Below are 18,883 nucleotides of genomic sequence, written 5' to 3'. Positions count from 1 at the left end.
CCGAACCCCGTCCATTCGCAGAATGACGGGGTTTTTGTTTGTCCGCACGCGTGCGCCCCGCACGTTCCGACGCATCGCGCCGGATGCCGTTACAATCCCGCGCTCCGATTCGCGAAACGGGAAATCCACGTCATGAAGCCCTTCCTCGTCTCGTCGCTCGTCGCCGTGCTGGCCGCCGTCAGCGCGCATGCGGCGGCCGACACCGCCTCCGGCAGCGACGCACCGGCGTCGTGCGCGATCGCGTACGTGACCGGCGTCGGCGGTTCGCCGCGCGGCCTGAGCGAGTATCTCGCGAGCCCGTCGCCATACAACTACCTGAAGGACAACGAGCTTCAGTGCAAGGTGGGCGACGACGGACGCACGTCGAACTGCACCGGCGTGACCTACCTGCGCAACGAACAGGTCAGCGTGTACGACGATTCCGACCCGGCGACGCTGACCGTCGTCGCGCGTGTGGAACTCGATCATGGCCAGAAGTATCCGGTGATCGTCGTCGTGCAGCGCAAGGACGCGCGCTGCAAGCAATGATGCGAAAAATACGATGATCCCCGTTTCCGTCGCCCGCTGATGGAATCGGCGCCGGATCGTCGACGCGTCGAAGCGACAGGGTGCGAGCGTCCCGGACGCCTGCCGCCGCACACCGCCTGACGCCTCCCGGCCCGCCCCGTCATCGCCTAGAATTCGTTCAACACGGCGACACGAACGCCGCCGCGTATTCGATGTATTCGATGCCGCACGCGCCACCCCTGCGCGCGGCACACGGAGATCGCCATGACCGACCTGTCGACCGCGACGGACCACGTCGATTACGAAGGCTTCGAGATCCATGTCGTGCCGGCCGCGACGCCCGGCAGCGACACGCGCTATACCTACACCGGCTACGTGTGCCATCCGGGCGTGAATCCCGCGCTGCCCGGCCACGCGGTGCCGTTCCACGCGGATGGCGAAGAAAGCTTCGCGAGCGTCGACGAGGCGACCCACGAAGCCGTGCACATCGGCAAGAGCATCATCGACGGCACGCACCCCGACCTGTCGGTCCTGTCGCTCGTGACGCACGGCTTCTGACGCGGCCGGAACGCATCGCCGACGATTCCCCGGAAGGCTGCCGAGGTGGCCGCATCGGCTGACCGCGCCGCGCGGCCGGACGATTGCAGCGTGCCGCGGCTTTCAACCTTCCAGCACGCGTCCGCTGCGGACGCCGCCACATGTCGCGTCACATCGCGGTGCACGACGCGCGTGGCTCGACGCGGCGTCCGGCCGGCATCATCTGCGAGCGCAACGACCGGTCCCGCGCGCTATGCGTTTCCCCCCATATCGCCTCGCGTCGGTACGCCTATCATTTTTTTATCGTCCCTCCCGGCCATCACGTCATGCGCCCCCTTCCCCGTCCGTGCGTCGCCCGGCTGCGTGTTGCCGCGCTGGCCGTCGTCGCCCTGCTCGCCGCGTGCACGATCACGCCGCCTTCGTCGTTACGCTCGGTCGTGACGATTCCGTCGGTCATACGCAGCGGCAATCTCGACCAGTATCGCGTCGAGGTCGCGCACCGCGTCGCCGAACGCAATCCGTCCGGCATGCTGCACGGCACACCGCAGGCCATGCTGCGTTCGCTCGTCGTCGTGGCCTTCACCGTCGATGGCAACGGCCGCGTGATCAACGCATCCGTCTATCGCAGCAACGGCGACAGCGAGGCGGAAGCGCTCGCGCTCGCGTCGCTGCGCCGCTCGGCGCCGCTGCCGGCGCCGCCGTCGCGGCTGCTCGACGGCAACGGTCGGCTCGAACTGATGGAAGGCTGGCTCTTCAACGACGACGGCCACTTCCAGCTGCAAAGCACCGCGTCCGCGCAGGCGCAATCGATCGACTGACGCGCCGCCGCGGCCCGATTGCCGGGGGGCGGCAGCGCTGGCTATAATTTTCCGCACTCGCGCGGCCATCACGCCGCGCGCGCGTTCGCGCGCCCCACCCGGCAAGCGAGCCGACCACGCCGGCACCGGGCGGCGGCGACGTATCCGTCTCCATCGTCGACCGGCGGGTGACGTCCGCGCCACGGCGCGCGTCCACGCCGCCACCGCGTCATCCGCATCAATCATTTGCCCGGCTGCGCCCGGCAGGCAGTCGCCTGCCCCAGCGCACGCCGAGCCGGCTGCCCCAACGACAAAACGGAGACATCCATGTCCGCATCCCCCGCAACCGTTGCACACGCAACCGGTTCGGCCGGCGCCGTCAGCCACCGGCGCATCGTGTTCGCGAGCTTCATCGGCACCGCGATCGAGTTCTACGATTTCTACGTGTACGCGACGGCCGCCGCGCTCGTCATCGGCCCCGTATTCTTCCCGCACGGCTCCGCGACGGCGCAAGCGCTGTCCGCGTTCGTCACGTTCGGGATCGCGTTCATCGCGCGTCCGATCGGCTCGTTCCTGTTCGGGCACTTCGGCGACCGCATCGGCCGCAAGTCGACGCTCGTCGCATCGCTGCTCGTGATGGGCGTGTCCACTACCGCGATCGGCTTCGTGCCCGGCTACGACGCGATCGGCGCGCTCGCGCCGGTGCTGCTGTGCGTGCTGCGCTTTGGCCAGGGAATCGGCCTCGGCGGCGAATGGGGCGGCGCTGCGCTGCTCGCGACCGAGCACGCGCCGCAAGGCAAGCGCGGCTGGTTCGGGATGTTCCCGCAACTGGGGCCGTCGGTCGGCTTCCTGATGTCGAACGGGCTGTTCTTCGCGCTCGCGCTGTCGCTGTCCGACGCGCAGTTCCGCAGCTGGGGCTGGCGCATCCCGTTCCTCGTCAGCGCGGTGCTCGTCGCGCTCGGCCTGTACGTGCGGCTCAAGATCACCGAAACGCCCGCGTTCCAGGCAGCGCTCGACCGCAACGAGCGCGTGCGCGTACCGGTCGCGACGCTCGTCACGCAGCACTGGCGGCCGACGCTGCTCGGCGCGCTCGCGATGGTCGTCTGCTACACGCTGTTCTACATCTCGACGGTGTTCTCGCTGTCGTACGGCGTGTCGGCGCTGCATATTCCGCGCCAGAGCTTCCTCGGCCTGCTGTGTTTCGCGGTGGTCTTCATGGGCGTCGCGACGCCGCTGTCCGCATGGGCGTCGGACCGCTTCGGCCGCAAGCCGGTGCTGGTCGTCGGCGCGATCGCCGCGCTGCTGTCGGGGTTCGCGATGGAACCGCTGCTCGGCAGCGGCTCGATGCCGCTCGTCGCGCTGTTCCTGACGATCGAGCTGTTCCTGATGGGCGTGACGTTCGCACCGATGGGCGCGCTGCTGCCCGAATTGTTCCCGACCAACGTCCGCTACACGGGCGCGGGCGTCGCGTACAACCTCGGCGGAATCCTCGGCGCGTCGATCGCGCCGTATATCGCGCAACTGCTGGTTGCGCGCGGCGGGCTGTCGTGGGTCGGCGGCTATGTGTCGGTGGCGGCGGCGATCAGCCTGATCGGCGTGCTGCTGATGCGCGAGACGCGCGACGCGTCGCTCGTCTGAGCCTTCGGGGCGACCCGGGTTGTACGACGGCGGGCGCTGCCTATACTCGATCCTGGGCGCGTCGTTGCGCGCCCGGAGATCCCGCCCCGACAGGAGCCGCCGCCATGAATATCCGCCTTGCCAATGCCGATCTCGTGCTGATCCTTGCGCTCGCGCTCGGTGGCGCGCTGCTGCTCGCGCTGCGGTTTCGGCCGAAAACCTGGCGCGGCCTCGTGTTCGAGGCGCTGCTGGCGAATCTGGCGGCCATCGCCGCCGTCGTCACGGTCGAAGCGCTGCTCGCCTGACCGCGGCCGCCGCGCCGCGTCAGGCGGACAGCCGCGCGCGCACCGTGCCGTAGGCGGGGCAGACCGTATCGATCGCCTCCAGCGCCTCGTCGACGGTCGGCATCGCGCCCGGCTCGCCGATCGACAGCGCATTCGGCACGCCGCCGATCCCGCAATGGTGGCGCGACGTCGCGACGAAAATCATCACGGTGGGCCGCTGCAGTGCGTGCGCCATGTGCACGAACCCGGTATCGACGCCCACCACGAGCGCGGCCCGACCCAGCGCCGCGCCGAGCTCACGCACCGTCATCGCCGGTAACACGATCGCGCCCGGCGCCCGCGCGGCGATATCCCGTGCATCGTCGTGCTCGGCCGCCGATCCCCACGGCACCAGCACGCGCACGCCGCGCGCCATCATCTGCGTCGCAAGGGCGGCCCAGTGTCCGGGCGGCCACTTCTTGTCGGGATTGGACGTCGCATGGAACAGCAGCATGAACGGCCCGCCGTCGGTCACGGCGGCGGGCAGGCTCGCATCCTGCGGCGCGACGATGCCGTGCGTGGCAGGCCCTTCCGGCACGTAGCCCAGCGCTTCGCCGGCACTCACCCGCATCCCGTGCCATGCGTCGCAGTCCGGCCGCGGACCGAAACGGTGCGAATACGCGAAGCGCGCGCCCGTTTCGCCGAGATCCTGCGTCTGGTAGCCGAAGCGACGCGCGCCACGCGCCAGCGACGAAATGATCGCGCTCTTGTACACGCCGTGCAGATCGACGATCGCGTCGTAGCGGTGCGCACGCAGCGCGCCGATCGATGCCGAGATCGCCTTCAGGTCGCCTGCGTTGCGCATTTTTTTGAAGCGGCGCAGCGGCGCGCACAGAACGGCGCTCACGCCCGGATGCCAGCGTACGACCTCCGCGCACGATTCGTCGACGGCCCAGTCGACCGTCACGCCGGGGAACGCGCGATGCAGGTCGGCGACGACAGGCAGCGTCTGGACGACGTCGCCGAGCGACGTCACTTTCACGATAAGGATTCGTTTCACGATTTGCGGGAATTCTCGACTGGCCATCTTGGCATGCTAACGACGGTTGCTATGTCCAGACATTACGCGAACATTACATTTGCAACAAATTGCATCTCCTTTGTGAATTTTTGTCGTCCTGCGCGGCGCGTCGTCGGCCCCGCTGGCATCGGTTCCTTTTTATAATCCTCTCTTTGCCCTCCGGCCGAGCCCATGCCGCGCCCCGCCCTTCCCGCGCTGTTTCCCGCCCTTACCCGCCGCTCGCTGCGAATCTGGCGCCAGTATGGTGTTTTCTGGCTCGGCGCGATCGTCGTCGGCCTCGCGGCCGTCCTGTATGCCCGATTGATCGACTGGGGCTACGAGACTTTCCGCGCGATGCGCGATCACGCCGTCTGGCTGCCGCTGCTGCTGACGCCGGCGATCGCCGCGTTGTCGGCATGGATCACGCGCCGCTTTTTCCGCGGCGCCGAGGGCAGCGGCATCCCGCAGGTGATCGCGACGCTGCATGCGCGCCCGAGCGCATTCGGCGCCCGGCTGCTGACGCTGCGCATCCTGTTCGGCAAGGTGCTGATCTCGTTCCTCGGCATCCTCGGCGGCTTCACGATCGGCCGCGAAGGGCCGACCGTGCAAGTCGGTGCGGCGCTGATGTTCAACCTGCGGCGCTTCTACCCGCGCTCGAACGCGCAGATCGAACGCCAGCTCGTGCTGGCCGGCGCGGCGGCCGGGCTGTCGGCCGCATTCAATACGCCGCTCGCGGGCATCGTGTTCGCGATCGAGGAACTGACCCGCAGCTTCTCCGCGCGCGCCAGCGGCGTACTGATTACCGCGATCATCCTCGCCGGCGTCGTCGCGCTCGGACTGAACGGCAACTACACGTATTTCGGCACGATCAACGCCGGGCTCCATTTCCCGAAGCTGCTGGCGGTCGCGGTGCTGGTCACCGCGATCGTGACGGGCATCGCGGGCGGCCTGTTCTGCTGGTTGCTGCTGAACACGGGGCGCTGGCTGCCCGCGCGACTGCTGGGCCTGTATCGCGAGCGGCCGGTCGCGTTCGCCGCGCTGTGCGGCTTCACGATCGCCGTTGTCGGGCTCGTGTCCGGCGGCACGACGTTCGGCAGCGGCTATGCGGAGGCGCGCGGCCTGCTCGATGGCAGTCAGCAGCTGTCGGTGTTCTATCCGCTCCTGAAGATGGTGTCGATGGTCGCGTCGTACCTGCCGGGCATCCCGGGCGGGATCTTCGCGCCGTCGCTGTCGATCGGCGCCGGCTTCGGCAACGTGCTGCATGCCGTGTTCAGCAACATGAGCCTGCCGATGCTGATCGCGCTCGCAATGGTCGGCTATCTGGCCGCCGTCACGCAGTCGCCGATCACGTCGTTCGTGATCGTGATGGAAATGATCAACGGTCATGCGCTCGTGATTTCGCTGATGGCGACTGCACTGGTATCGAGCCGGGTATCGCGCTTTTTTGCGCCGCCGCTGTACGAAACGCTCGCGCAGCGCTATCTCGCGCCGCCCGTCGCGGCCGCCGCGCCGGCCGCGGCAACCACTGCGGCCGCGGCAGGCAACATGACCGACGTGACCGAACCGCGGGATGCAACCGCGGCCCCCGCCGATCCGCTCGACACGCTGCGCGACGAAGACGGCGACGAGCCGGCCGCTGCGGCGCCGGGCGACAGCGCCGCGGACACGGCGGCGCCCCACGATGCCGGGCCGGCTGCAACCGATGCAAACGGCCCGACGCAACAGCACGGCCCGCGCGACGCTCAGTAGATCACGACGGGCGCCGGCCGGTAGTAGACCGGCCGCGCCGGCACGACGATGCACCCGGCCAGCGTGATCGCGACGAGCGCGATGGCGATTGCGGTTCTTTTCATCGCGCCTGCCTCAAGCCCAGTGGCCGCGCGTCCAGAACCAGTTCGGACCGCGCTGGTCCCAATGCCCGGGCACCCACTGCATGCCGACGCGCTCGGCCTCCCAGTGGCCGCCGATCCACACGTAGCGGCCATGGTCCCAGTGCCAGTGCCCGCGGTCCCACACGTAGCCGACGCGCGTGGCCGGTACGACCTCGTAGCGCACGGGCGGCGGCGCATTCGGCGCGACGACGACGATTTCCTCAGTGCGCACGGCGACCGGCTCCGCGATGACCATGCGCCCCTGCGGCGCGATCACGGGCGTGCCGACGAGAATCTCGTCCGCGTGCACGGCGAACGGTGCGACGACGGCTGACAGGCCCGCGGCGAACAGCGCGAGCGAAACGATACGACGTGAAACGGTAGAGACAGCCATCACAACCTCCTGGTTGAACAACACACGTGAGCGTATTCGTTCAATGCGGGAGGGGCGATGACGGCCGACAGGCGTCGTGTTACGGCGTGCCCGAAAGTGCAACAGGGCGTAAGACGCGCACGGCGGCGGGCGCCGCCGTGCGGAAGGACACACGCTGAGCGTTAGGCTTGCGGGATCTCGATCTTCACTTCGAGGACTTCGAGGTCGTCCTGGCGCTCGAGGCTCACGCGGATGTCATCGTCCGAAATATGGACGTACTTCGAGATGACCGCGACGAGCTCTTTCTGCAGCGCCGGCAGGTAATCGGCCGGCGGCCGGCCGCCGACCCGCTCGTGCGCGATGATGAGCTGCAGGCGCTCCTTCGCGACCGATGCGGACTTCTTCTTCTCGCCGAGGAGAAACGAAAGGATGGACATGGGCGGCCTCCGTTACTTGCTGCCGAAGAGGCGCTGCAGCAGGCCCGGCTTCTGGTAATCGGTGAAGCGCAGCGGCTTGTCCTCGCCGAGAAAGCGGGCGACGACGTCCTTGTACGCTTCCGCGACGTCGGTGCCGTCGATATGCACGGCCGGCAGACCCTGGTTCGACGCATGCAGCACGGCTTCCGATTCGGGCACCACGCCGATCAGCTTGATGCGCAGGATCTCGCTGATGTCCTCGAGCGACAGCATCTCGCCTTCGCTCACGCGCTTCGGGCTGTAACGCGTGATCAGCAGGTGTTCCTTGATCGGCTCCTTGCCTTCGGTCGCGCGCTTCGTCTTCGACGACAGGATGCCGAGAATGCGGTCCGAGTCGCGCACCGACGACACTTCCGGGTTCGTGACGATCAGCGCTTCATCCGCGAAGTACATCGCGTGCAGCGCACCGGCCTCGATACCGGCCGGCGAATCGCAGACGATGTATTCGAAGTCCATCGCGACGAGGTCGTTCAGCACCTTCTCGACGCCGTCGCGCGTCAGCGCATCCTTGTCGCGCGTCTGCGACGCCGGCAGGATGAACAGGTTCTCGCACTTCTTGTCCTTGATCAGCGCCTGGTTCAGGTTCGCTTCGCCCTGGATCACGTTCACGAGGTCATATACGACGCGACGCTCGCAGCCCATGATGAGATCGAGGTTGCGCAGGCCGACGTCGAAGTCGATCACGGCCGTCTTGTGGCCGCGCAGCGCGAGACCCGACGCGAAGCTCGCGCTCGTCGTCGTCTTGCCCACGCCGCCCTTGCCCGAGGTCACCACGATGATTTTTGCCATTTACCCAATACCCTGTGTTCGTCAATGAGAGCCGATCGATCCGGAGCGCACCGCGTGAATCACGTCAGGCGCAGCGGTTCGATCATCAGTTTTTCCTCTTCGAGCCGGATCTGTACCGATTTGCCCAGTACGTCGGCGGGCAGCGGGTTCTCGGTCGTTCGATAGATACCCGCGATCGAAATCAGTTCCGGTTCGAGACACGTGCAGAAAATGCGCGCGTCGTGATTGCCGTGCACGCCCGCGAGCGCGCGGCCGCGCAACGGCGCGTAGATGTGGATATTGCCTTCCGCGATGATTTCCGCGCCGTGACTGACCGGCGCGAGCACCACGAGGTCTCCTTTCGCGTAAATCTGCTGCCCCGAACGCAACGGCCGGTCGATCACCAGCGTCTGGCCGCCGGCCTGCACGAGTGTCGGCGCGGGTTCCGACGGCTGTTCGGGCGCCGCTGCGGCTGCCGCAGCGGCGGCGGGCTCGACGGCTGGCACGGCCGCCGGTTCCGCTTCGTCGGCCGGTTTCGCGGCCGGCGCGCGGCGATCGCGCGCCTCCAGCAACGGCAGGCCGGCTTCCCCCGCCCAGCCCTGCGTTGCCAGTGCGACGACGCCCACCGGACGCATCCGCACGTCGTTCAGCATCTGGCGGATGTCCGCGAGCGCGACGCGCTCGCCGTCAGCCAGGCGGCGGACGTCGATCGCGACGACATCGTCGGCGAAAAACTCGGGAGTCGCTTCGAAGCGCTTGACCAGTTCGGTACGCAACGCGTCGAGATCGGTCGTCTTCACGGTGAACAGCAACGTATCGACCGATCCGCTGCGCAGCTCGAAGAATGGCGATTTTTTAAGCGACATGGACACTCTGCAAAAATTTTTTGCGTATTTTACAGGCGTCCACGCGAGCGGCCATTATTTTTGGGACTCGGGATTGCGGCGGCCCGGGCGGACGCGCAATCGGCAGGCGGGCAGGCCAGCGGGCGATCGGGCTTTCGTCGCGCCGCGCGGCGGGCTATTTCGAGGTCGGGTCAGTGCTTCACCTGCGACACGAACAGCGATTTCATCGCGCCGGGCATCCGCGCGATCGGCGCATGTTCACCGGTGTTGCCGAAACCGGCACGCTCGTAGAAGCGGATCGCGTTGCGGTTCGCATCGGCGATCCACGCGTAGACGTCGGTGGCGCCGCGCTCGGCGAGCCATGCGGTGGCCGTCTCCAGCAGCAGCACGCCGCCGCGCAGATGACGCACCGCATGCGCGACCCACAGTTCGCTGACGAACGCGCGCCGATCGGGCGTGTTGTCGAAATACGCGCCGATCATGCCCGCCGGGTGGCCTTCGGTGTACAGCAGGAAAGTCGTCGACTCGTCGGACACGGCGCGCTGCGCGGCGATCGCCGACGCCGCGTCCGTTTCGACGGTCAGCAATTCGGCCTCCGGCGCTTCGCCGGGCGCATAGGGCTCACGCAGCGATGCGGCGCGGAGTTCGCGATACACGCCGCCCTGATCGGCAGCGATACGACGAACGGTCAAGGTCGAACTCATGCAGGCACAGCCCCCTTCGGACAGCAAGCTAGTAGCTTCAACCGAAAGCGGGGCATGAGTCAAATCGTAATTTTCAAATGGCAGCGCGGATCGAAAGGCGGCAGATGTCATCAGCGACGACTCGCGGCGCCCAGTGTGCAGGTGCAGCATCGGGGCATCGACGCGCGCGACGACGGGACGGTGGGCGCGATCGCGTGATCCGGCGCTTTGTGTCGTTCTCCTTGCGATGCGCGGCCGACCGGTTTGGCACTGCGTTGGAACGTGTCGCCGTGGTCGTAATGCTACGTAATATAAGCCAAAGAAAAGCGCGCGGCGCCCCTGCTTCGGCGGCCTCGTTATTGCGACGCAACATTCGTTGCAGCCCCGTCACACCGGCCTGTGCGCGCCGCACGCCGAGCCAATCGTCTGACGAAGGCGCCGCCGCGCGGATCGATGCGCCGTCGTCGGCACGTTTCAATCGGCGCGTAGCGGCCCCTCCCGCCCTCCGGCCCGCGCACCTCGTCGTTTGGAGCGCCACGCCTAGCGCGGGGGTTTGGCAAGTGCGCGCACCAGTCGTATAACAGGCAGAACCGGGCAACGATCCGGCGCTGCCGCGCGCGTCGCGGACCACGAGGATTCGAACGATCTTGCATGCGGTCGCCTGCGGGCCGGCCGACTGGAGGGAGACAATGGCAATGACCGACGGATCGGCCTCGGGCTGGTCGGATGGCAAGCGTTACCTGTGGCTGCTCGGCGCGCTGACGATCACGCTGCCGATCCTCGCCGCGCAGCTCGCGCTGGCGACGGGCCTTCACGTGTTCTGGTGGTTCGGCCCGCTGTTCGCGTTCGGCGTGATCCCGATCCTCGACACGCTGATCGGCGACGATCGCGACAATCCGCCCGAAGCGGTCGTGCCGCACCTCGAACGCGAGCGCTATTACCGATACATCGTCTATCTCGCGACGTTCGTCGAATACGTCGCGTTCTTCATGTGCGTGTGGATCGTCGGCACGCACGCGCTCGCGTGGTACGACTACGTCGGCTTCGCGCTGTCGCTCGGCGCCGCAACGGGCATCTCGATCAACACCGCGCACGAGCTCGGGCACAAGACCGACCGCTTCGAACGCTGGCTCGCGAAGATCACGCTCGCGCCGGTCGCGTACGGCCACTTCTACGTCGAGCACAATCGCGGCCATCATGTGCGCGTCGCGACGGCCGAGGATCCGGCGAGCGCGCGCTACGGCGAGTCGTTCTGGGCGTTCCTGCCGCGTACGGTGACCGGCAGCATCCGCTCGGCGTGGCGGCTCGAACAGGCTCGCCTCGAACGGCTCGGGCATTCGCCGTGGACCTGGCGCAACGAAGTACTGCATGCGTGGGCGATGACCGCCGTCGTGTGGGGCATCGCGATCGCGATGGCCGGCAAGGTCGTGATCCCGTTCCTCGTGATCCAGGCCGTCTACGGCGCGTCGCTGCTCGAAGTGGTGAACTACGTCGAGCACTACGGGCTCGGCCGACGCAAGCTGCCGAACGGGCGCTACGAACGCTGCACGCCGCAGCATTCGTGGAACAGCAATCACGTCGTCACGAATCTGTTCCTGTACCAGTTGCAGCGGCACGCCGACCATCACGCGAATCCGACGCGCTCGTACCAGGCGCTGCGCCACTTCGACGATGCGCCGCAATTGCCGGCCGGCTACGCGACGATGATCCTGTTCGCGTACGTGCCGCCGCTCTGGTATCGCGTGATGAACCCGCGGGTCGTCGCGCACTATCGCGGCGACATGGCGCAATCGAATATCAAGCCGGCGATCCGCGACAGGGTGCTGGCGCAGTATCCGGCGGCGGGCTGATGGGTCGGCAGCACTGTGTAGAAGCCGGCGAGCGCTGCTTGAGACGGTCGGCGCGCCGGCATCCGGTTTGGCATGCGCACGGTGCGGCAGCGACGCCGTCACCCGATTTCCGGCAACGCGAACATGGCCCGGTGACGACGGCAATCGGCCATGCACAACCTTCAGGACTTCCGACAGTCAGTGCGGCACGGGGCGGCCGTATTCGTCATGCAGCGAGCCCGCATTGAAGAGGCGGCACGACGCGATGCGCCCGTAGCCGCCTGGCGTCACCGCATCCGCAATCGACGCACTGCACCGACGACCCAAAACGAAAAACCCCTTGATCCTTTCGGATCAAGGGGCTTCGTATTTTGGCGGAGAGGGTGGGATTCGAACCCACGGTACGGGGAAACCGTACGCCTGATTTCGAGTCAGGTACATTCGACCACTCTGCCACCTCTCCTTCCTTACTGCATTTCGCGGCTGGTCGTTTCCGCGAGAAAAAGATTATAAGACGATCGATTCGCGGCTGACAAGCCCTTTCTGCAAATTTTTTGCGAGGGCACGAAAGACCGGCGTTACGACGCCTGCACCGGCGCGTCGATCCGCTCCATGCCGCCCATGTACGGACGCAGCACTTCCGGCACCGTGACCGAGCCGTCCGCGTTCTGGTAGTTCTCCAGCACCGCGACGAGCGTGCGGCCGACCGCCAGGCCCGAACCGTTCAGCGTATGCACGAGCTCCGGCTTGCCCTGCGCGTTGCGGAACCGCGCCTGCATCCGGCGCGCCTGGAACGCCTCTGTGTTCGAGCAGCTCGAGATCTCGCGATAGGTGTTCTGTGCGGGCAGCCATACCTCGAGATCGAACGTCTTCGCGGCCGAGAAGCCCATGTCGCCCGTGCACAGCGTGATCACGCGGTACGGCAGGCCGAGCTTCTGCAGGATTGCTTCCGCGTGGCCGACCATCTCGTCGAGCGCCGCGTACGACGTTTCCGGCGCGACGACCTGCACCATCTCGACCTTGTCGAACTGGTGCTGACGGATCATCCCGCGCGTGTCGCGGCCGTACGAACCGGCTTCCGAGCGGAAGCACGGCGAATGCGCGGTGAGCTTGATCGGCAGCGCCGACGCGTCGACGATCGACTCGCGCACGGTGTTCGTCAGCGAAATCTCGGACGTGGAGATCAGGTATTGCGTGACCGTGTTTTCCGCACCGCCCTTCTCGACGCGGAACATGTCGTCCGCGAATTTCGGCAACTGGCCCGTGCCGTACAGAATCTCCGGGTTCACGATGTACGGCGTATACGTTTCGGTATAGCCGTGCTGCTGCGTGTGCGTGTCGATCATGAACTGCGCGAGCGCGCGGTGCAGGCGCGCGATCGGGCCGCGCAGCATCGTGAAGCGCGCCCCGGCGAGCTTCGCGCCCGTCTCGAAATCGAGGCCGAGCGGGGTGCCGACGTCGACGTGATCCTTCACCGCGAAATCGAACTGCCGCGGCGTGCCCCAGCGGCGCGCCTCGACGTTGTCGGCTTCGTCCTTGCCGACCGGCACGCTGTCGTGCGCGACGTTCGGCATGCCCAGCATCAGGTCGGACAAGCGCGCCTGAATCTCGCCGAGCTTGGCTTCCGACGCCTTCATGTCGTCGCCGATCCCGCTGACCTCGGCCATCACGGCCGACGTGTCCTCGCCCTTGCCCTTCATCGCGCCGATCTGCTTCGACAGGCTGTTGCGGCGCGCCTGGAGCTCTTCGGTGTGGGTCTGGATCGCGCGGCGTTCCGCTTCGAGTGCGGAGAACGCGGCGACGTCGAGGGTGTAGCCGCGATCGGCGAGGCGCTTGGCGACGCCGTCGAGGTCTTTGCGCAGCAACTGGATGTCGAGCATGGGAGGACTTGGAAAATCGTTGTGTAAGACGGGAATTCTAACGCACCGCGCGGCCGCCACGGCGTCGGCCGGACGGACAATGCCGCAAATGGGCAGCCATGGCAGTATCGCATTCGCGGCCCGCCGCCTCGGCGGCCGGCGAATTGCCGCGCGCGTGGCCATGACGGATCGCACCACGCCCGCGCCGGCCGGCGGCAACCGAATCGGGCGGAGCGCCGGCTCCGCGTCACAGCTCCCAAGGAATCCGATGACCATCGAACTCGACAAGGATGTCCGCGACCGCGCGATCGCGTCGCTGCAACGTTATTTCACAGAAAACATGGACGAGCCGATCGGCAACATCCAGGCCGGCGCGCTGCTGCATTTCTTCATTCAGGAAGTCGCGCCGGCGATCTACAACCTCGCGATCGCCGACGCGCAGGAACGCCTGCATGCGCGGGTCGCCGAACTCGACATCGAATGCCACGAAGAGCCGTTCGAATACTGGAAGAAACAGCAGCCGGCCCGCAAGCGCTGACGCCTGCGCGGCGGCGCGGATCGAACCGGCGCGCGCGGCGCCGTCAATCCTTCTTGCCGGCCTCGCGATCGAGCTCGCGCAGCCAGGCGAGCTTCTCGGCGATCTTCGACTCGAGCCCGCGCGGCACCGGCTGATACCAGCGCGGCTCGCGCATCCCGTCCGGCAGGTACGTCTCGCCGGCCGCGTACGCGTTCGGCTCGTCGTGCGCGTAACGATAAGCGTGGCCGTAGCCGAGCTCCTTCATCAGCCTGGTCGGCGCGTTGCGCAGGTGCACGGGCACCTCGCGCGACTTGTCCTGCTTCACGAACGCCATCGCCTGGTTGAACGCGTTGTAGCCGGCGTTGCTCTTCGCCGCGCACGCGAGATAGATCACCGCCTGCCCGAGCGCGAGTTCGCCTTCCGGCGAGCCGAGCCGCTCGTAGGTTTCGGCCGCGTCGTTCGCCACCTGCAACGCGCGCGGGTCGGCCAGGCCGATGTCTTCCCACGCCATCCGCACGATGCGCCGCGCGAGATACTTCGGATCCGCGCCGCCGTCGATCATCCGGCAGAACCAGTACAGCGCGCCGTCCGGGCTCGACCCGCGCACCGACTTGTGCAGCGCCGAAATCTGGTCGTAGAAATTGTCGCCGCCCTTGTCGAAGCGCCGCGCGTTCAGCGTCATCGCGTTGCTGACGAAATCGGCATCGATCGTCGCGACCCCGGCCGACGTCGCCGCCGTCTGCGCCTGTTCGAGCAGGTTCAGGAAGCGGCGCGCGTCGCCGTCCGCGTAGCCGACCAGCGTATCGATCGCCTTGTCGTCGAACGCGAGGCCGTCGAGCGCGATTTCCTGCGCACGCTTCAGCAACTGGCGCATCTCGTCATCGTTCAGCGACTTCAGCACGTACACCTGCGCCCGCGACAGCAATGCCGAATTGACCTCGAAACTCGGGTTTTCGGTCGTCGCGCCGATGAAGGTCACGAGGCCCGATTCGACGAACGGCAGCAGCGCATCCTGCTGCCCCTTGTTGAAACGGTGGATCTCGTCGACGAACAGGATCGTGTGGCGGCCGGTACGGTTCAGCGTGTCCTTCGCCTGCTCCATCGACTCGCGGATGTCCTTCACGCCGCCGAGCACGGCGGACAGCGCGATGAACTCGCAGTCGAACGCGAGCGCGGTGAGCCGCGCGAGCGTCGTCTTGCCAACGCCGGGCGGCCCCCACAGGATCATCGAATGCGGCTTGCCCGATTCGAACGCGAGCCGCAGCGGCTTGCCTTCGCCCAGCAAATGCGTCTGGCCGATCACCTCGGCGAGCGTCTTCGGCCTCAGCGCCTCGGCGAGCGGGCGGCGCGGCTCGACTTGAAACAGGTCGGACATGAACCCTCGCTCCACATCAAACGGTCGCGGCCGAACCGGCCGCCGGACCTGACATTATGACAGCCGCGCGAGCGCGCCGCCGGGCCTGGTACCCGCGTCCGTTACACGCGTCCGTTACACGCGTCCGTTACACGCGTCCGTTACACGCGTCCCCAAACAACACGGGCCTGCCGTCGCCGGCAGGCCCGTGTCGGGAAAACGGCGCAGCGAAGGTCAGCCGTTGATCACGTCCGCGCCCTTCGGCACGACGAACTTGAACGTATCGCCCTTCAGCGACGGGTTCGTCTGGATGTTCGTGAAGGTCAGCAGCGTCACGTTGCCGAACACGTCGTGCAGCTCCATCGCAGCAAGCGTGCCGTTGCGGAAACCGATGCCGATCCGCTGGAACTGCGTGTCCTGCGCCTTCGGCAGCATCTCGAGCCATTCGATGCCGCCCTTCTCGCCGGCATCGCGCAGCGTGTAGTTCTTGTCGAGATCGTTGCTGCCGAACAGGATCGCCGCGGGGCTCGCGCCCAGCGCGCCGTTCAGCTTGCGCTCGGTAACCTGGTTCAGGTCGCGGTCGTACACGTAGAGCTTGTCGCCGTCGGCTTGCAGCACCTGCTGGTACGGCTTCTGGTACGTCCAGATGAACTTGCCCGGCCGCGCGAACACGAACGTGCCGCTCGAATTGTCGGTGGGCTTCGGTGCGGCCTGCACGGCGCTCGCGCCCTTGGCCGGCGCCTTGACGATCTGCTGCGTGAAATCGCCCTTCGCCGAACGCACCTGGGACACGAAGGCCTTCAGTTGCTCGGTGCCACCCGCGAACGCGTGCGTCGCCGCGAGCATCAGCGATGCGCCGGCGAGCGCCGCGCCGAGCCAGCGCCGCGTCGAACGAAGGGACATTGCGAACGAATGTTGCTGCATATTGCGGTTTTCTCCGTGGGTGGCCGGCGCTGCGGGCGCCGCGGACTCATTCCGCGTCGCGCGCCGGCACAAGAATTTCGCGGTTGCCGCTCGACGACATCGCCGACACGAGCCCCGACTGCTCCATCTGCTCGAGCAGCCGCGCCGCGCGGTTGTAGCCGATTCGCAGATGGCGCTGCACGAGCGAGATCGACGCGCGGCGGTTCTTGATGACGATCTCGACCGCCTGGTCGTACAGCGGATCAGACTCGCCGCCGCCTTCGCCGGTTCCCGCGCCGGCCGAGCCCTCGTCGCCGTCGGCGGTGCCGCCTTCGAGCAGACCCTCGACGTAGTTCGGCTCGCCCTGCTCCTTGAGCTTCTCGACGACGCGGTGCACTTCGTCGTCGGCAACGAACGCGCCGTGCACGCGCACGGGCAGCCCCGAGCCGGGCGGCAGGTACAGCATGTCGCCCATCCCGAGCAGCGATTCGGCGCCCATCTGGTCGAGAATCGTGCGCGAGTCGATCTTCGACGAGACCTGGAACGCGATCCGCGTCGGCACGTTCGCCTTGATCAGGCCGGTGATCACGTCGACGGACGGCCGCTGCGTCGCGAGGATCAGGTGGATGCCGGCCGCCCGCGCCTTCTGCGCGATCCGCGCGATCAGTTCCTCGACCTTCTTGCCGACGACCATCATCAGGTCGGCCAGCTCGTCGATCACGACGACGATGTTCGGCAGGCGGCCGAGCGGCTCGGGATCTTCCGGCGTCAGGCTGAACGGGTTCGGGATCTTCTCCTCGCGCTTCGCCGCCTCGTCGATCTTGTTGTTGTAGCCGGCGAGGTTGCGCACGCCGAGCTTGCTCATCAGCTTGTAGCGGCGCTCCATCTCCGCGACCGTCCAGTTCAGCGCATGGCCGGCCTGGCGCATGTCGGTGACGACCGGGCACAGCAGGTGCGGAATGCCTTCGTAGACGCTCATTTCGAGCATCTTCGGATCGATCAGGATCAGGCGCACCTGGTCGGCGGTGGCCTTGTACAGCAGCGACAGGATCATCGCGTTGATCCCGACCGACTTGCCCGAACCGGTCGTACCGGCCACCAGCAGGTGCGGCATCTTCGCGAGATCCGCGCACACCGGCTTGCCGCCGATGTCCTTGCCGAGGCTCAGCGTCAGCGCCGACGACGCGGCCGCATACACCTCGGAGCCGATGATCTCGGACAGGTGCACCGTCTGCCGGCGCTGGTTCGGCAGCTCGAGCGCCATGTAGTTCTTGCCGGGAATCGTCTCGACCACGCGGATCGACACGAGCGACAGCGAACGCGCGAGATCCTTCGCGAGGTTGACGATCTGGCTGCCCTTCACGCCGGTGGCCGGCTCGATCTCGTAGCGCGTGACGACCGGGCCCGGATACGCGGCGACGACGCTCGCCTCGACGCCGAAGTCCTTGAGCTTCTTCTCGATCAGGCGCGACGTGAATTCGAGCGTATCGGCGGAAATCGCTTCCTGCGTCTTCGGCGCCGGGTCGAGCAGCGACACCGGCGGCAGCGTCGAATCGCCCGGCAGGTCGGTAAAGAGCGGCACCTGGCGCTCGCGCTCGACGCGCTCGGACTTCGCCGGCGTGACGACCGGCGGCACGATCGTCACCGGCTCGTGATCCTCGATACGCACGCGCTCTTCCTCGACCTTGCCTTCGCGGCGTACCGCGGCGGCCTCGCCGAGCTTGCGGTCGCGCTCGGCCTCGCGGCGCAGCTTCGCGACGTTGACGGCGGACAGGATCGCGCCGCCGACGCGCTCGGCGACCGACAGCCACGAGAAGCGGAAATACAGCGACAGGCCGATCGCGAGCGCGATCAGCAGCAGCAGCGTGCCGCCCGTGAAGCCGAACGCATGCGACATCGCGCCCGCGACGGCCTCGCCGACGACGCCGCCCGGCGCGCGCGGCAACTGCACCTTCAGCGACCACATGCGCAGCGCCTCGATGCCGTCGCACGCGAGCACGACCAGCACGAACGCGAAGATCTCGGTGAGCCAGCCGATCGGCCGCTCCGGTTCGTCGGGAATCGCGTCGTGGCGCGTGATGCGGCGGTAGTTGACGGCGATGCGCCGCCCGAGCGGCACGATCAGCCAGTAGGCCGACAGGCCGAACAGCAGCAGGATGATGTCGGCCGTCCATGCGCCGACGCGGCCGGCCCAGTTCGAGATGTGATCGACCTGGGCGGCGTGCGTCCAGCTCGGATCGCGCCGGCTGTAGCTCAGCAGGGCCATCACCAGAAAGGCGCAGAGCGCGACCTGGAGAATCCAGCGGATCTCCGTGAGGAGCTTCGACATCCGGTGCGGCAACGCCTGTGCCTGGGCGGAATAAGGAGCTTTTGCCATGAATCCGTATAAAGAGGACGGGCCGTGCGCCCGCCTGTCGTTCGATCGCGCTTATTGTAAACGCTGCACTGGGCCGCCAAGTGTAAATGACGGTTACATAACGGGGACGGCATGCCGAACCGGCGCGGCCGGCCTCCACCGGGCCGGATGCCCGCCCTTGCGACAACGCGCCGCCGCATGGCAGGCTGCCGCCCGGCCCGTTGCCCCGGTACGGACGGCACGCCGCGAAACGCTATCGCCACGATTG

Annotated in this window: 18 protein-coding genes and 1 tRNA gene; 8 read left to right on the top strand and 11 right to left on the bottom strand. The window is 67.2% G+C overall.

The window, feature by feature from the left end; genetic code table 11:
• The first annotated feature begins 132 nt into the window (after positions 1-132).
• From JYG37_RS06765 to JYG37_RS06745, 5 genes are all read left to right on the top strand, one after another.
• Positions 133-528 (top strand): hypothetical protein, encoded by a 396-nt coding sequence (locus JYG37_RS06765; protein WP_213345964.1) that lies wholly within the window; start codon positions 133-135, stop codon positions 526-528.
• Between the two features lie 243 nt (positions 529-771).
• Entirely contained in the window at positions 772-1,065 is a 294-nt protein-coding gene (locus JYG37_RS06760) for a hypothetical protein (protein WP_213345963.1), read from the top strand.
• Positions 1,066-1,370: 305 nt separating this feature from the next.
• Entirely contained in the window at positions 1,371-1,862 is a 492-nt protein-coding gene (locus JYG37_RS06755; protein WP_050011589.1) for an energy transducer TonB family protein, read from the top strand.
• A gap of 306 nt (positions 1,863-2,168) precedes the next feature.
• Positions 2,169-3,479 carry an MFS transporter gene (locus JYG37_RS06750; protein ID WP_124637793.1) on the top strand — a complete coding sequence of 437 codons (1,311 nt, stop codon included), beginning with the start codon at positions 2,169-2,171 and terminating at the stop codon, positions 3,477-3,479.
• 104 nt (positions 3,480-3,583) lie between these two features.
• Positions 3,584-3,763 carry a hypothetical protein gene (locus JYG37_RS06745; RefSeq protein ID WP_006486620.1) on the top strand — a complete coding sequence of 60 codons (180 nt, stop codon included), beginning with the start codon at positions 3,584-3,586 and terminating at the stop codon, positions 3,761-3,763.
• A gap of 19 nt (positions 3,764-3,782) precedes the next feature.
• Here the strand turns inward: JYG37_RS06745 and waaC are convergent, their stop codons facing one another.
• Positions 3,783-4,781 (bottom strand): lipopolysaccharide heptosyltransferase I, encoded by a 999-nt coding sequence (waaC, locus tag JYG37_RS06740; protein WP_213345962.1) that lies wholly within the window; start codon positions 4,779-4,781, stop codon positions 3,783-3,785.
• A gap of 192 nt (positions 4,782-4,973) precedes the next feature.
• Between waaC and JYG37_RS06735 the strand changes: the two genes are divergently transcribed.
• Entirely contained in the window at positions 4,974-6,530 is a 1,557-nt protein-coding gene (locus JYG37_RS06735) for a chloride channel protein (RefSeq protein WP_213345961.1), read from the top strand.
• A 114-nt stretch (positions 6,531-6,644) separates the two neighbouring features.
• Here the strand turns inward: JYG37_RS06735 and JYG37_RS06730 are convergent, their stop codons facing one another.
• The 5 genes from JYG37_RS06730 to JYG37_RS06710 form a co-directional block, all read right to left on the bottom strand.
• Positions 6,645-7,046, bottom strand: a complete 402-nt coding sequence (locus JYG37_RS06730; protein WP_124556061.1) for a YXWGXW repeat-containing protein — start codon at positions 7,044-7,046, stop codon at positions 6,645-6,647.
• 161 nt (positions 7,047-7,207) lie between these two features.
• A complete protein-coding gene (gene minE / locus JYG37_RS06725; RefSeq protein ID WP_006476634.1) occupies positions 7,208-7,462 on the bottom strand; it encodes a cell division topological specificity factor MinE in 255 nt (84 codons plus the stop codon).
• Between the two features lie 12 nt (positions 7,463-7,474).
• On the bottom strand, positions 7,475-8,290 hold the full coding sequence (gene minD / locus JYG37_RS06720) for a septum site-determining protein MinD (RefSeq protein WP_006476635.1): 816 nt from the start codon (positions 8,288-8,290) through the stop codon (positions 7,475-7,477).
• A 59-nt stretch (positions 8,291-8,349) separates the two neighbouring features.
• Entirely contained in the window at positions 8,350-9,135 is a 786-nt protein-coding gene (gene minC, locus JYG37_RS06715) for a septum site-determining protein MinC (RefSeq protein WP_046545139.1), read from the bottom strand.
• A 170-nt stretch (positions 9,136-9,305) separates the two neighbouring features.
• Positions 9,306-9,929 carry a GNAT family N-acetyltransferase gene (locus tag JYG37_RS06710; RefSeq protein WP_244140649.1) on the bottom strand — a complete coding sequence of 208 codons (624 nt, stop codon included), beginning with the start codon at positions 9,927-9,929 and terminating at the stop codon, positions 9,306-9,308.
• A 557-nt stretch (positions 9,930-10,486) separates the two neighbouring features.
• Between JYG37_RS06710 and JYG37_RS06705 the strand changes: the two genes are divergently transcribed.
• Complete coding sequence (locus JYG37_RS06705) at positions 10,487-11,647, top strand: alkane 1-monooxygenase (RefSeq protein WP_124637791.1); 1,161 nt, start codon at positions 10,487-10,489, stop codon at positions 11,645-11,647.
• A 351-nt stretch (positions 11,648-11,998) separates the two neighbouring features.
• On the opposite strand, the gene JYG37_RS06700 is transcribed toward JYG37_RS06705, so the two are convergent.
• Together JYG37_RS06700 and serS are read right to left on the bottom strand one after the other, a co-directional pair.
• Positions 11,999-12,089, bottom strand: a tRNA-Ser gene (locus JYG37_RS06700).
• A gap of 115 nt (positions 12,090-12,204) precedes the next feature.
• On the bottom strand, positions 12,205-13,506 hold the full coding sequence (gene serS, locus JYG37_RS06695; RefSeq protein WP_050011596.1) for a serine--tRNA ligase: 1,302 nt from the start codon (positions 13,504-13,506) through the stop codon (positions 12,205-12,207).
• 247 nt (positions 13,507-13,753) lie between these two features.
• Between serS and JYG37_RS06690 the strand changes: the two genes are divergently transcribed.
• Positions 13,754-14,023, top strand: coding sequence for a DUF2164 domain-containing protein (locus tag JYG37_RS06690; protein WP_050011597.1), 270 nt, complete (start codon positions 13,754-13,756; stop codon positions 14,021-14,023).
• A gap of 43 nt (positions 14,024-14,066) precedes the next feature.
• Here the strand turns inward: JYG37_RS06690 and JYG37_RS06685 are convergent, their stop codons facing one another.
• From JYG37_RS06685 to JYG37_RS06675, 3 genes are all read right to left on the bottom strand, one after another.
• Positions 14,067-15,377 carry a replication-associated recombination protein A gene (locus JYG37_RS06685; RefSeq protein ID WP_011544833.1) on the bottom strand — a complete coding sequence of 437 codons (1,311 nt, stop codon included), beginning with the start codon at positions 15,375-15,377 and terminating at the stop codon, positions 14,067-14,069.
• Positions 15,378-15,590: 213 nt separating this feature from the next.
• On the bottom strand, positions 15,591-16,280 hold the full coding sequence (gene lolA, locus JYG37_RS06680; protein ID WP_050011598.1) for an outer membrane lipoprotein chaperone LolA: 690 nt from the start codon (positions 16,278-16,280) through the stop codon (positions 15,591-15,593).
• A gap of 46 nt (positions 16,281-16,326) precedes the next feature.
• Complete coding sequence (locus JYG37_RS06675) at positions 16,327-18,636, bottom strand: DNA translocase FtsK (RefSeq protein ID WP_050011599.1); 2,310 nt, start codon at positions 18,634-18,636, stop codon at positions 16,327-16,329.
• Positions 18,637-18,883: the final 247 nt, after the last annotated feature.

This window comes from Burkholderia sp. LAS2 (assembly GCF_018417615.1).
In the GTDB taxonomy this organism is placed as follows: Bacteria; Pseudomonadota; Gammaproteobacteria; order Burkholderiales; family Burkholderiaceae; genus Burkholderia; species Burkholderia sola.
This window is presented reverse-complemented; position numbering and strand designations above follow the sequence as displayed.

Coding starts and splice junctions, on each gene's coding strand:
- JYG37_RS06765 (WP_213345964.1), top strand. CDS start 133: ATGAAGCCCTTCCTCGTCTCGTCGCTCGTCGCCGTGCTGGCCGCCGTC.
- JYG37_RS06760 (WP_213345963.1), top strand. CDS start 772: ATGACCGACCTGTCGACCGCGACGGACCACGTCGATTACGAAGGCTTC.
- JYG37_RS06755 (WP_050011589.1), top strand. CDS start 1,371: ATGCGCCCCCTTCCCCGTCCGTGCGTCGCCCGGCTGCGTGTTGCCGCG.
- JYG37_RS06750 (WP_124637793.1), top strand. CDS start 2,169: ATGTCCGCATCCCCCGCAACCGTTGCACACGCAACCGGTTCGGCCGGC.
- JYG37_RS06745 (WP_006486620.1), top strand. CDS start 3,584: ATGAATATCCGCCTTGCCAATGCCGATCTCGTGCTGATCCTTGCGCTC.
- JYG37_RS06735 (WP_213345961.1), top strand. CDS start 4,974: ATGCCGCGCCCCGCCCTTCCCGCGCTGTTTCCCGCCCTTACCCGCCGC.
- JYG37_RS06730 (WP_124556061.1), bottom strand. CDS start 7,046: ATGGCTGTCTCTACCGTTTCACGTCGTATCGTTTCGCTCGCGCTGTTC.
- minE (WP_006476634.1), bottom strand. CDS start 7,462: ATGTCCATCCTTTCGTTTCTCCTCGGCGAGAAGAAGAAGTCCGCATCG.
- minD (WP_006476635.1), bottom strand. CDS start 8,290: ATGGCAAAAATCATCGTGGTGACCTCGGGCAAGGGCGGCGTGGGCAAG.
- minC (WP_046545139.1), bottom strand. CDS start 9,135: ATGTCGCTTAAAAAATCGCCATTCTTCGAGCTGCGCAGCGGATCGGTC.
- JYG37_RS06710 (WP_244140649.1), bottom strand. CDS start 9,929: ATGACATCTGCCGCCTTTCGATCCGCGCTGCCATTTGAAAATTACGAT.
- JYG37_RS06705 (WP_124637791.1), top strand. CDS start 10,487: ATGGCAATGACCGACGGATCGGCCTCGGGCTGGTCGGATGGCAAGCGT.
- serS (WP_050011596.1), bottom strand. CDS start 13,506: ATGCTCGACATCCAGTTGCTGCGCAAAGACCTCGACGGCGTCGCCAAG.
- JYG37_RS06690 (WP_050011597.1), top strand. CDS start 13,754: ATGACCATCGAACTCGACAAGGATGTCCGCGACCGCGCGATCGCGTCG.
- JYG37_RS06685 (WP_011544833.1), bottom strand. CDS start 15,377: ATGTCCGACCTGTTTCAAGTCGAGCCGCGCCGCCCGCTCGCCGAGGCG.
- lolA (WP_050011598.1), bottom strand. CDS start 16,280: ATGCAGCAACATTCGTTCGCAATGTCCCTTCGTTCGACGCGGCGCTGG.
- JYG37_RS06675 (WP_050011599.1), bottom strand. CDS start 18,636: ATGGCAAAAGCTCCTTATTCCGCCCAGGCACAGGCGTTGCCGCACCGG.